Here is a 12,104-nt window from a genome sequence, read left to right as displayed (position 1 = left end):
TGTTTTTATTGAAATAGCAGCTAATTTAAATAATTATATAAATTTAATATTGAAATTATTAATTAAATATTAAATTTAATTCCTTCTTTTTTAAATTTAAAAATAATATCATCTACCTTACTTTTATCCACACAAGCACATAAATTTAAATCTACTTTTACATCAAAACCTGCTTTTTTAAAATCAATTGCGGTTTGTAAAACACAATATTCTAGCGCGATACCAACAATAAGAACATCATTATTTATAATATCAGACAAAAAAACACTATCTTTATTTGTAGCTTTAAATGCAGAATATTGCTCTTTTAACATACCTTTAAAGAACATATTATCTGCATTTGGGGATTTTTGTGCTGGTAATTTTGTATAAAATTCATTATCCAAAGAAGCGCCAAAGCTTTCAGCTACACAATGAGTGGGCCAAATACCCCCATTTTGGATAAAACTACAATGATCAGATTCATGCCAATCTAAAGAATAATAGACATTTCCTTCAAAGTTTTTAATAAAATCTACCACTTTTTTCACAATTTCCAAAGCATTTGGACAAGCAAGTGTTCCACCTATAAAATCATTTTGCATATCAACAACTAATAAATTCATATCAACTCCAAATTTAATAAAAAAATACTTTTTTATTATATAATAGTATAAATTTCAAAAAAATAGGCAAATTATTATGAATTATATAAAACTTTTAGAAGAAAATGGGCTTTTAACAAAGATAGAGCAACCGGTAGACATAGACCTTGAAATAGGACATATAAGCTATATTGAGGTTAAAAAAGAAGATAGTAAGGCTATTTTGTTTACAAATGTTATAGACAAAAATGGTAAAAAATATCCACCGGTTTTAACAAACATATATGGCTCAAAAAAAGCATTAGAGCTAATTTTTAAAAGACATCCTGATGAGATAGCGGATGAAATTCAAGCTCTTTTAAAACCAAAAAAACCAAAAAATTTAATGCAAAAAATTGATTTTTTATCATATCTGTTTAGCATGAAGAAAGTTTTTACAAAGCAAATAGATAAAAATGCACAAGCTCAAGAAATAATACACCTGAACGAAGATGTAAATTTACTTGACCTTCCGGTGCTAAAAACTTGGGAGCTTGATGGCGGAAGATTTATAACAATGGGGCAAGTTTACACCAAAAGCCTTAACGGAGAGCTTTCAAACCTAGGCATGTATAGATTACAAATATATGATAAGAATAGACTTGGTATGCATTGGCAGATACACAAAGATGGTGCAAATTTTTTTCACGAATACAAAAAAGCAGGCAAGAAAATGCCAGTTAGTGTAGCTATAGGCGGAGATCCTTTATATATTTGGTGCGGTCAGGCGCCATTGCCTAAGGGTATTTTTGAGCTTTTATTATATGGTTTTATAAGAAAAGAACCGGCAAAACTTGTAAAAAGCATAACAAATGATATTTTAGTGCCTCACGATGCTGATTTTGTTATAGAGGGATTTGTAGATACAAGCAAGACTGAGCTTGAGGGTCCTTTTGGAGATCATACTGGTTTTTATACCCCAATAGAGCCTTTTCCGGTTATGGATGTAACTGCTATCACACACAAAAAAGATCCTATATTTCATGCGACAGTTGTCGGAAAACCACCGCTTGAGGACAAATATATGGGTTGGGCTACAGAGAGAATTTTCTTACCACTTTTAAAAACAACAGTGCCTGAACTAAATGATTATTATATGCCAGAAAATGGTGTTTTTCACAATCTAATCTTAGCAAAACTAAACACCCTTTATCCAGGTCACGCCAAACAAGCAATGCATGCTTTTTGGGGTGTTGGGCAGATGAGCTTTGTAAAACATGCTATTTTTGTTGATGAAAATGCACCAGAACTAGAAAATTTAGATGAGTTTAGCACCTATGTTTTAAATCGTTTTGGAGAAAAATCACTTCTTATATCAGAGGGTGTTTGTGACCAGTTAGATCATGCTTCGCCAAACTCTTGTTATGGCGGAAAACTAGGCATAGATGCTACAATGGATTTGTCCGATGATGGTATAAACACCGTAAGCGATAATGAGTTATTGGCTAAGTTTAAAGAAATTTCAAACGATATTTTAGAACTTAAACAATACAAAACAGATACAAAAAACCCAATATGTATAGTGAAATTTTCAAAAAAAGAGCGAATAAAAGATCTCTTTGAAAAGTTATTAGAAATAAAAGATTATTTTAAAATTCTTATATTTGTTGATGAACAAAACAGGGTAAATAACCCATACATGCTAACTTGGAGAGTGGTAAACAATATAGATGCTATCCGTGATATTTATATAAAAGATAGTAGATTTTGTGTGGATGCAACACCAAAAAATGCACAAGATGGATACGAAAGAGAGTGGCCAAAGCAGACTGATTGCACACCTGAAGTAGTTGATAGTCTAATAAAAAGAGGCATAATCAAAGACGATCCAGCTTTATTTGAAAAATTTGAAATTTTTGGTTAAAGGATGTTGGTTCATATTTGTTGTTCCGTTGATAGTCATTATTTTTTACAAAAACTAAGAGCCGATTTACCAGATGAGAATTTGGTTGGTTATTTTTATGACCCAAATATTCATCCATATAGTGAGTTTTTACTAAGGTTTGAGGATGTAAAACGCTCTTGTGATAAACTTAAAATAGAGCTTATATGTGGGGATTATGACTATGATAGTTGGCTACAAGGCACAAAAGGGCTAGAAGATGAGCCAGAAAAAGGTAAAAGATGTAGTTATTGTTTTGATTTCAGGGTTGGAAATAGTGCAAAAAAAGCCGCTGAAATAGGAGAAAAAAGTATAACAACTACCCTTTTAATGAGTCCAAAAAAAGACTTTGAACAATTAACAAATGCTTTAAAAAAAGCTGTTGAAAATACACAGATAGAAATTTATGCAAAAGATTACCGCAAAAATGGTGGCACAAACGAGCAATTTACCTTAGCAAAAAAAGATAAATTATATCATCAAAATTATTGTGGTTGTATATTTGGACTTTCTAAACAAAGAGAGGCGCAAAAGCTTCCGCTTAGCGAACTTTGTAGCGAAATAAACACAAGGATAATGCCAGGAAGCATAGAGGAGAGGCTAAAGCTTTATAAAAAAGTAAGAGAGTGCGAAGAAAAAGGGATAAGCTTTACTCTAAAAAGAAACTCTTTTTTAAACTACCGACTTCTTAGAGCATTTGTCCGATTTGATAGCAAAACAATACCTAGCTATTTTATGCTTTATTCAAATTTTAAAAGAAATTTTATAAAGTTTAATTTGCAAGAACAAGCAGATGAAAATACAAATTTACGTGATGGAATCATACTTTTATCAATATCAAGATTTAATACTATTTTTAATACAAATTTCAAAGATACAACACAACTTTGCAAAAACCCATTAAGCATAAAAGATGAGCTTAAAATAAGAGAAGAGTTAAGTGGCACAATGAGCCTAAATCCGATAATAATACTAGATGATGTAAGGCTTGGTAAATACGAAATTTATGCGAAAAATGAATTATATCAAGACAGTAAAGAGATTTTAAAAATTTTGGACACAAAATAGTGCCTTTCTAGTACTATTTGTTCCTTTAAAAAACTTAAATCATAAAGCCGTAAATTCTTCCCAGTGAATTTTTGATTTTGGCGTAGGCATTTTTGTTTTAAATGGAACTTTATTTAAAGCCTTGTCAGCCACACTTTGTTGATCTGGCTTAAAGTATGGTGCTTCTATGCTAAGAATGGATCTTTCAAGGGTGATAAAAGTATTTAAAATTTGAGCCAATGCTTTAAAAAATACTGATTTTTCGTGAGAGTAAAGTTTATCACAAAACTCATCTATAAAGCCATTTATAACACTAGAAAACAACTCGGTGCTTAAACTTAAATTTATATCATTTGTTATCTCATCACTTATAAAAGTTTTCATTGCAAGAAATATAAATCCTACAAAATCTTCACTATCTTTGCATTTTGAAAAGTCTCTATAATAAGTGCTTTTTTTAAAAATTTCAATAACCCTAAGCCTAGCAGCCCCATCATCTCTACCCTCTTCGTAAAAACTAGCACTTAATGGTATATTTACATAACTAAGGTCAAACAAAACATCATTTTGCTCTTGTTTAAAAGCCTTAAAATCAAAATTATTCAAAATTTTAAAATTTTCAACATCTGAATCAGATAAAGGATTTTGTTGAAGATATGCGAGTTGCTCCTTTAAAATCAGGAATTTTTCTTCATTTTCATAGAAAAAAAATGGGGTCGCAAAAACTTCATAATAATATGCCCTAGCCCTTAAAATATCAATATTTTTATCCATAAATTCCCCCTATTTTGTGAATAAATTATATCATTACTAAGTATAAGCTATTTTTAAAAATTAAATATAGTTATTAAATTTAGATTTCATCAAGAGCAACAAACATAACATTTGATTGCTCTTTTTTATGAATTAATTTGCATAAAGATTTATTTTGTCTTTGAGTATTTTTTCTGGTATTAAACCTATAAATTTCTCAACCATATTGCCATTTTTGTCAAATATAAAACTAGCAGGAACACCCATAATCCCGCCTACAGCCCTACTAAAATAATCAACAGAAATCTTATCACTAGTTGTTTTAAAATTTATATTGTGTTCTTTTAAAAGTTGTATATCTTTATCAAAACCCATACTTCCACCCAAAACTCCAATAAACTGTATCTTGCTATTTAATTTAGAATTTAACTCGTTTAATATAGGAATTTGTTTTTTACAAACACCGCAACTAGAACTAAAAAAGAACAAAAAATATGGCTTATCACCTATCTTTAAACGCCTATCTTTAGGAAAATATTGAGTTTTTAAGACATTTGAATCATTTAACATTATATGATTTTTACTAAACTCATCGGCACAACCTATAAAGAAAAAAATGACAAAAAGTGCTAAAATTTTTAGATATTTTTTCATTTTTCCCTTTCGATGATGCGTATTTTTTCTAATTTTCCATGTTTCAAATAAACAATCTTGTCGCCATATTCGCCTAAATCAGGATTATGGGTTACTAATAAAATAGTTTTTCCTTGTTTTTTTAACTCACAAAAAAGATCTAGTATAACCTTTTCATTTGCCTCATCAAGATTACCAGTTGGCTCATCTGCTATAAGTATCTCTGGGTCATTTATCAAAGAGCGTGCTATACACAAACGTTGTTGTTCGCCACCACTTAACTGACTAGGTAAATGATCGAGTCTATGCCCAAGACCAACCATTTCTAAAGCTTTTATTGCATCATCTTTATCAACACTACTATGATAATGCTGTGCTATCATCACATTTTCAATAGCATTCAAATAAGGTATAAGATGAAATTGTTGAAAGATAAGACCTATTTTTTCACGCCTAAATTTCAAGGTATCATCAGGGCTTAGCTTGCTAGCATCATCGCCACCTAAAATATAAAAACCACTCGTTGGTGTATCCATCAAAGACAATATATTAACCAAGGTTGATTTACCCGAACCACTAGGCCCCATAACACTAAGCCATTCACCTCGCTTAACATCAAAACTTATATCATCAAGAGCTTTAACATCACCAAAATGTTTACACACACTTTTGAGTTCTAAAGCATTCATCTATTCTCCTCTTAAAATTTCAGCCATATTAGCGCCCAATGCTCTTTTTATAGGATAAAAAGATGCAATTGTAGCAAAAAGCAAGGATATAAAAACAGCAATGGGGATACTTAAAATTCTAAAATCTATGCTAGAATCAAAAATAACAAAACCTAAAATTTGAGCCAAAATATATCCAAAAAATGCACCAAAAATTGAGCAAATAAAAGCTAAAGAAAAAATTTCTAAACTAAAAAGATTTAAAATATTTTTATTGCTAGCACCAAGTGCTCTCATTAAAGCTATCTCTTTTGATCTAGAAAGCATTATAGCTGATAAAGTCGTATTTACACACATAGAAGTTATAAGCAAAATAACAAGCGAAACAAGCGCCATTAAAAGCTTAATCTTATCAAGTATCATACCCTCTGATTTTGAAACCTTAGCCACCGGTCTTGCAACAAATCCATCATTGCTTAAACTATTTGATAATTTTTGTATCTCACCAAAAGAGCCTAAAACAACAGCTTCAGCATAATTTATTTTATTTTTCAAGTTAGAAATTTCTTGTGCTAAACCAAGAGATACTATAAGCAAAGTATCCTCTTTATCACCACTAGCAACTATGCCTTTTATGCGAACCTTTGTTACTTTGTTTGAGCCAGCAGTTCTTATATCTATCAAGTCTCCGACTTTAAAACCTGTCTGTTTTGCTAAATCAACCCCAATAAGTGCATTTTTATCATCAAAATCAACATTAATCATAGAGCCTTCTCGTAGCTCCAAAAATGGTTTAATCTTTTTAAGTGAGCTAAAATTTACGCCCATTATGATAGCATCGGTAGGTCCTATGTTTGATTGAGAAAACAGATAAGAGCCAAAACCTATAAGATTTTGTTTATCAATACCTGCTTTGGCTTTTTGTATTAGGCTTTCATCTATAAATTCATTTTTTGTCATATCAGTAGGAACAAAAACCATATTTGCACCATAAGTTTTTAACTCTCTTGAAACTTTAGAATCTATATCCAAATACACATTTACAAAAGCTGCGCACACACAAGCACCTATAAAGATACAAACAGCAATAACGGCACCACGAAGCGAACTATTTTTTAGGCTTTTATATACTAAGTTGATAATAAATTTATTATTTACGGTCATACAATACCTCCGCCGGAAGTAAATTTATCAAACTTTTCATAGGGATTATAGAACCAATAACACTAACTAAAAGCGAGAAAAATACACTAAGTGGGATAATAATCAAAGCTAGTCCGATACCATGTGAAAAAATAGTATATGCAACAAAATAGCTAACAATATAACCAATAAACGAACCAACCAATCCAGCGATAAATGCAACAACCAAACTTTCACTTGTAAAAAGAGTATATATCGCAAAGTTACTAGCTCCCAATGCTTTTAGTAACCCTATCTCTTTTTTTCTACGATAAATTTCACTAGTCATCAAAGATGTAATGCCTATAGATGAGACAAAAAGGGCTATTATACTAACTATACCCATTAGGCTTTGTATCTTTTTTACTATATGGCTTTCAGCATCACTTACTTGTAAACTAGGCTTTGCACTCACTCCTGAGAAGTTCTCTTCTATTTGATATGCTATAGAGCTAACATAAGCAGAACAATACCATTTATCATACTCCGCACTATCTAAATCATCTAAATTCTTTCTAGCTTTCAAAGATAAATCATTTTCAGGTATAGTCATAGCAGAAACTTCTGCCTTTTGAAACTTACCAATTTTATCAAATAGTTTTTGTGCTAGTTTTAAAGAAACTACCAACTTACCGCTTTCATCTCCGGCACCCTTTAAAATACCAACTATCTTGATATCATTGCCATTAAAGTTTAAAACATCTCCAACCTTGATAGATAAATCTTGCGACAACTTCTCTCCAACCAAAGCCTCATCTAAGCTATCATCTTTCGCCCAGTTTCCAACCACTCTCCAAAAGCCAAATAAACTTTTAGCGCCAGTGCTAAACTCAGGTTCATCAGCAAGTCCGATATTTTTATCAAAATATGTCCCCATGATAGAAAAGTTTCTACCCTTGCTATCATTCATTTTACCTTCCAAAAAAGGAGTAAAGGCGACTATATTGTTTCTCCAAAATATCTCTTTTATCTTATATAAATCCGACTCATTTAAGAAATTTTGAGATTTTAAAGGCGTAAAGCTTCTACCCTCTACCTCTATACTAAGGCTCTCTCCTCTTGGTAAAACAACTATATTTGAGCCATAAGATCTAAGCTCACTGGCAACTTCATCGCCTATTTTTAAAGTTATGTTTAGCATACAAGCAATTAGAGTTGATGCCAAACACACAGTTACAAAAGCCATAAGCTTTTGAAGTTTTGAGCGAGTAAGTGAGTTTATAATCATAAGAAAATGTGCGTTTTTCATTTTAATGTCCCGTTTGTATCTACAAATTTTTCAGGATTTGCTTCAAAAGTGGCTTGAGTTTTTTCGTTTTCAAAAAAGTATGTATGTCCATAATACAAATATGATTTTGATGTTAGATTGCTGACTTCTTTTTTTGAAACCGGATCAAGAACCATTTTTTCAACCACTTTGCTAAAATAGCCAGCACCATTAACGATGGTTTGTCTATCAACAGTAACATGCTTACCATCAAACTCAAATTCCATAGGTATTGGATTACAACCACCTTGTTTACCAACTGAAGGTAAAAATATCCTTACATTACACGATATACATATAAGATCGTTATCTTGTTTTATATATCCCATATCCCCACAAATCATACAAGCGTCAAACACTATAACAGGTGAAGCTCTATCAGCAAAACGATTAAGCAAGAAAAATCTAACTTCTTTACCCTCATCTGTTATATAAGCATATCTGTGTAGCTTATTATCGCTTAATTCTTCAACATCAAAAACAAACTTATCATTTTTTGGCTCTACGTATGTAGGGTCTGATATCTGTGGTGGTCTTGAAGCATACAAATCATAATACAACACAAAACATAAAGATATAAATATAATATAAAATGAATATTTGAAATTTGAAAATATAAAATTTCTTTGTGCTTTTAAAAAGCGATACTCTTTTGAACCGATATCATCTTTGCTCTGTAGTTTTGGAGCCGATCTCAAAGCAAAAAGCGCGATAACAACAGACAAAGCAATATAATAATAAATAGCAAAACTATTAAAATAAATACCTTTTGCAACTAACGACAAAAGCCAAGAGTGAGTAGCAACTATACCTGCTCGCATTGATTCTAATAATGCTTGAGAAACCTTTTCTAGCAACAAGACAATGACAACCGAAAATGATGTTGTTTTAACGATATGACTACAAATTTTATCTTTTAAATTTGAGATTAAGAAAAAGATAAAGATAGAAAATAGCATACCAAGAAGCATTAAGAAAAAGCTTATTATAGACATTGTATCAAGCAACTGAGAGTCAAATAGTGGAAAAAGAGAACTATTTAAACTATAAGAAAAACCAAAGCATAAGGATAATACACCAAATGTAAAAATTTTTACTGGCTTAAATTCAAAAAAAATACAAAAACAAGATATTATTAAAAATAAAATAGCAAGATAATCAAAAAATATTTTAACAGAACTATCAATTAAAAAATATCTAGCAAATTTAAAAATCAATATACCAAGCAAAGCACCTATAAAAGATGGTAGAAATATGATTTTAATAGATTTTGTTTTGTTACTTAAGGCAGCAAAAAAGACTAAACCAAAAAACGAAGATATAACATGAAAGAAATAAATTGACATAAAAGCCCTAACTATTTATTTGATGGATAAAAGGGTGATAAACACCCTTTAAAAATTATTTTACAGGACCGCCTGTCCATTTGAAGTTATAAGTTACATCAAAAGCTTCAAACCATTTACCAACACCTGTTTCTTTATCAGCATGTCTTCCAAAACCTTGTTTTTCTGGGTTATCAATATGAAATTTTAACTCATAATTACCTATACCAGCATCCATTTTTAAGTTTGCGCCATAGTGAGGACCATCAGAGGCAACCATAGGCATGAAAGTTCCTTTTTTCATTTTGCCATTATCAAGATTTTTTAGTTCATAAGCAATTTTTAGATATGGCATCCACTCGCCTTCACCAAAACCATTTTTATTTCCTTTGATAGCGTGTATATCAGCTTCTAGGTGTATATCGGCTTGACTAGGAGCCAAATCCATACCTTTTGGTTCCATATCAACTGGTTGTAGATAAACAGCAGCTATCTGCATTCCATTGATTTCTACAGGCTCACCTATAGGAAACTCACCAGCCATACTCAAAGTGCCAAAAAGACTTACTGCTAATGCAGAATTTAAAAACTTGTTCATTTTTTCTCCTTGTTTAAAGTTTTTTATTGTATTTGTTTTTTCTTCATAATAAAAATTCCAAATACCAATGATAAAATCATAATAATCTGTGGAATCAAAGTCTCATAATAAGCATAAAATCCAAGCCATGAGTTAAAGAATGGTGGAAAATGCAATCCATCTATTATTGTAGGAACAAAAATCTTTCCTTCTACAAGCTCCATTATACCTTTACCTACAAAAACTATAGACATATAAAAAATAATTGCTGACGTAAATATAAAGAAAGGTTTGATAGGAATTTTTACAGCAAATATTTTAAATACAAAATATACAACCAATAATATAATAAGACCTACAACAAATCCACTACCAATCATCATAAGATCTGGCGCACTATCTTTAGCATCAAATATCAAAGCTTGATAAAACAATACTGTTTCTGCGCCCTCTCTAAATACAGCCAAAAATACAGTCCACCAAAGCGCCATAACAGAGTTAGAAGTTAAAGATTGTGTGATATTGCTTTGTATATAAGCAGCCCATTTTTTAGCTCCAGCATTTGAAAGCAACCAAAATCCAACATAAAACAAAAATCCGACAGCTACAAGCATGATTATGCCCTCAAAAAGCTCTCTTTTTTGTCCAGCTGTTTGAGCAAATATCAAGTTCATAGCATACGCCATAACAAAGCTTAAAATAACAGCTGTTATTATCGAGCTATAAACTATTTTATTCATTTTTGTTGCATTACCGGTTTTTAGTAGATAACTAACAACGGCGGCAACTATAATAAGTGCTTCAAATCCCTCTCTAAGTATAATAGTCAAAGACCAAACAAATAATGTCCAAGGCGAACTTTGAGTGCTGATTAATTCCAAAGCCTCTTTTAGCTGAGAATCAAGCTTGGTTAAAACTTCATGGAGAGATTCTTTAGTTGCTCTTGATTTCATCAAAGAAACAATGGATCCAAAACTAGCTTCTATTGTAGTTTTAAGATTTACATTTATAGCGCCAATTTTATTTTCCATGCCGCTTGCTTCAAAATCATCAAAATATATATCCTGAGCATCACTCATTGCAGCTTCAACTTCACCTTTTAAGTATCTACCAAGTGCTTGTTGCATTTTTGTATTAATGCTTGTTACAACATTTGTAAAATCAGCTCCACTATTTTCATCACTAAAATCATCTGGGAGTTTAACATCAGCTATTTTTGTAGCTTCAGCAGGTAGTTTTGATATTGCATTATAGGTTATATTTATAATGTCATCTATTTTTGTATTAAAATCATCTTTTGTAATTAAATTTTTTGTTCCAACTATGGCTTCATTCATCTTTCTTTGAATATCGCCATCTAAACTTTGTCCTTTATCAGCATATTTTCTGATAGCTTCTTCTAGTTTTGTATTTCTATAATAGACAAATTTAGCATCTTCAACAGCTTTTTTGGCCTCTTCTTTTTTGTCATCTTGATAATTTTGCTTTGCTAACTCCAAGCTATTTTTAATGTTTTCAAAAACAAATTTCCACTCAGGAGCAAAATTTTGCAAATCAAGCTCAGCAACATTAGCTTTATCGCTAGGCGTATCAGAGTACTCACCAACTAGCTTGTGTCCATCTAAAATTATAGGTAAAACCTCATCAAGTTCTTTGTTTAGTTTATCAACTCTACTTTGGATTTGAGCAACAGTTTCGCCTTTTTTTATAGCTTTTCTTATATCTCCAAATTGCTTTTCCATAAGATAAGCTTTCTTGGCAGAAAGATTTATCCTGATAGCGCCTTCTATATCTTCAAAAAGACCAAAATAAGCATTTTGAACATCTGTTTTAGCTTCATCGATATTACCAGCTTCGTACTCTTTTATAACAATATTTAAAGCATCTTTTATATCTTGGGTAGTTTTTGCAAAATCATCACTTTTAGCAGTTAAAATAATAGGAGCAAATACTAAAAATAAAAATGTAATAAGTTTTTTCATAATAATTTTCCATGTTTAATCAAATATAAGACATAACTTTACTACATTTTAACTTTAATAAAAATAAAAATGGTTATCAAAATTTAACACAAAAATATCACAATACAAATATAACCACAAAAATCAATGAAATTATATTATGCACGAGTTAGAAAAAATTTAAGA

At 30.9% G+C, this 12,104-nt stretch carries 11 protein-coding genes; 2 read left to right on the top strand and 9 right to left on the bottom strand.

The window, feature by feature from the left end:
* Positions 1 to 62: 62 nt before the first annotated feature.
* Positions 63 to 605: an isochorismatase family protein gene (locus tag CPIN18021_RS00255; RefSeq protein WP_078422669.1), complete on the bottom strand. Its 543-nt coding sequence runs from the start codon at positions 603 to 605 to the stop codon at positions 63 to 65.
* 76 nt (positions 606 to 681) lie between these two features.
* On the opposite strand from CPIN18021_RS00255, the gene CPIN18021_RS00250 reads away from it, so the two are divergent.
* The gene (locus CPIN18021_RS00250) at positions 682 to 2,487 is read left to right on the top strand and encodes a menaquinone biosynthesis decarboxylase (protein WP_078424136.1); all 1,806 of its coding nucleotides are present in this window, start codon (positions 682 to 684) and stop codon (positions 2,485 to 2,487) included.
* A 3-nt stretch (positions 2,488 to 2,490) separates the two neighbouring features.
* Positions 2,491 to 3,573 carry an epoxyqueuosine reductase QueH gene (locus tag CPIN18021_RS00245; RefSeq protein ID WP_078424135.1) on the top strand — a complete coding sequence of 361 codons (1,083 nt, stop codon included), beginning with the start codon at positions 2,491 to 2,493 and terminating at the stop codon, positions 3,571 to 3,573.
* A gap of 39 nt (positions 3,574 to 3,612) precedes the next feature.
* On the opposite strand, the gene CPIN18021_RS00240 is transcribed toward CPIN18021_RS00245, so the two are convergent.
* The 8 genes from CPIN18021_RS00240 to CPIN18021_RS00205 form a co-directional block, all read right to left on the bottom strand.
* Positions 3,613 to 4,326, bottom strand: coding sequence for a TorD/DmsD family molecular chaperone (locus tag CPIN18021_RS00240; RefSeq protein ID WP_078424134.1), 714 nt, complete (start codon positions 4,324 to 4,326; stop codon positions 3,613 to 3,615).
* Positions 4,327 to 4,458: 132 nt separating this feature from the next.
* Positions 4,459 to 4,959: a TlpA family protein disulfide reductase gene (locus tag CPIN18021_RS00235; protein ID WP_078424133.1), complete on the bottom strand. Its 501-nt coding sequence runs from the start codon at positions 4,957 to 4,959 to the stop codon at positions 4,459 to 4,461.
* Positions 4,956 to 5,627 (bottom strand): ABC transporter ATP-binding protein, encoded by a 672-nt coding sequence (locus CPIN18021_RS00230; protein ID WP_078424132.1) that lies wholly within the window; start codon positions 5,625 to 5,627, stop codon positions 4,956 to 4,958. Before CPIN18021_RS00230 ends, CPIN18021_RS00235 begins: the two co-directional genes overlap by 4 nt.
* Positions 5,628 to 6,770: an ABC transporter permease gene (locus tag CPIN18021_RS00225; protein WP_078424131.1), complete on the bottom strand. Its 1,143-nt coding sequence runs from the start codon at positions 6,768 to 6,770 to the stop codon at positions 5,628 to 5,630.
* Positions 6,757 to 8,037 carry an ABC transporter permease gene (locus CPIN18021_RS00220; protein ID WP_078422659.1) on the bottom strand — a complete coding sequence of 427 codons (1,281 nt, stop codon included), beginning with the start codon at positions 8,035 to 8,037 and terminating at the stop codon, positions 6,757 to 6,759. The genes CPIN18021_RS00225 and CPIN18021_RS00220 overlap by 14 nt, the downstream gene beginning before the upstream one ends.
* Positions 8,034 to 9,401: a Fe-S-containing protein gene (locus CPIN18021_RS00215; protein WP_078424130.1), complete on the bottom strand. Its 1,368-nt coding sequence runs from the start codon at positions 9,399 to 9,401 to the stop codon at positions 8,034 to 8,036. The genes CPIN18021_RS00220 and CPIN18021_RS00215 overlap by 4 nt, the downstream gene beginning before the upstream one ends.
* A gap of 55 nt (positions 9,402 to 9,456) precedes the next feature.
* Positions 9,457 to 9,978 carry an iron transporter gene (locus CPIN18021_RS00210; RefSeq protein WP_078424129.1) on the bottom strand — a complete coding sequence of 174 codons (522 nt, stop codon included), beginning with the start codon at positions 9,976 to 9,978 and terminating at the stop codon, positions 9,457 to 9,459.
* A gap of 23 nt (positions 9,979 to 10,001) precedes the next feature.
* Complete coding sequence (locus CPIN18021_RS00205; protein WP_078424128.1) at positions 10,002 to 11,939, bottom strand: FTR1 family iron permease; 1,938 nt, start codon at positions 11,937 to 11,939, stop codon at positions 10,002 to 10,004.
* Between the last annotated feature and the right edge of the window lie 165 nt (positions 11,940 to 12,104).

It is taken from the genome of Campylobacter pinnipediorum subsp. caledonicus (assembly GCF_002022005.1).
GTDB lineage: Bacteria > Campylobacterota > Campylobacteria > Campylobacterales > Campylobacteraceae > Campylobacter_A > Campylobacter_A caledonicus.
Note: the sequence above shows the minus strand (reverse complement) of the source record. Positions and strands in the feature narration are given on the sequence as shown.

Excerpts from the sequence above, each read along its gene's own strand:
- CPIN18021_RS00255 (WP_078422669.1), bottom strand. The coding sequence starts at position 605 with ATGAATTTATTAGTTGTTGATATGCAAAATGATTTTATAGGTGGAACA.
- CPIN18021_RS00250 (WP_078424136.1), top strand. The coding sequence starts at position 682 with ATGAATTATATAAAACTTTTAGAAGAAAATGGGCTTTTAACAAAGATA.
- CPIN18021_RS00245 (WP_078424135.1), top strand. The coding sequence starts at position 2,491 with ATGTTGGTTCATATTTGTTGTTCCGTTGATAGTCATTATTTTTTACAA.
- CPIN18021_RS00240 (WP_078424134.1), bottom strand. The coding sequence starts at position 4,326 with ATGGATAAAAATATTGATATTTTAAGGGCTAGGGCATATTATTATGAA.
- CPIN18021_RS00235 (WP_078424133.1), bottom strand. The coding sequence starts at position 4,959 with ATGAAAAAATATCTAAAAATTTTAGCACTTTTTGTCATTTTTTTCTTT.
- CPIN18021_RS00230 (WP_078424132.1), bottom strand. The coding sequence starts at position 5,627 with ATGAATGCTTTAGAACTCAAAAGTGTGTGTAAACATTTTGGTGATGTT.
- CPIN18021_RS00225 (WP_078424131.1), bottom strand. The coding sequence starts at position 6,770 with ATGACCGTAAATAATAAATTTATTATCAACTTAGTATATAAAAGCCTA.
- CPIN18021_RS00220 (WP_078422659.1), bottom strand. The coding sequence starts at position 8,037 with ATGAAAAACGCACATTTTCTTATGATTATAAACTCACTTACTCGCTCA.
- CPIN18021_RS00215 (WP_078424130.1), bottom strand. The coding sequence starts at position 9,401 with ATGTCAATTTATTTCTTTCATGTTATATCTTCGTTTTTTGGTTTAGTC.
- CPIN18021_RS00210 (WP_078424129.1), bottom strand. The coding sequence starts at position 9,978 with ATGAACAAGTTTTTAAATTCTGCATTAGCAGTAAGTCTTTTTGGCACT.
- CPIN18021_RS00205 (WP_078424128.1), bottom strand. The coding sequence starts at position 11,939 with ATGAAAAAACTTATTACATTTTTATTTTTAGTATTTGCTCCTATTATT.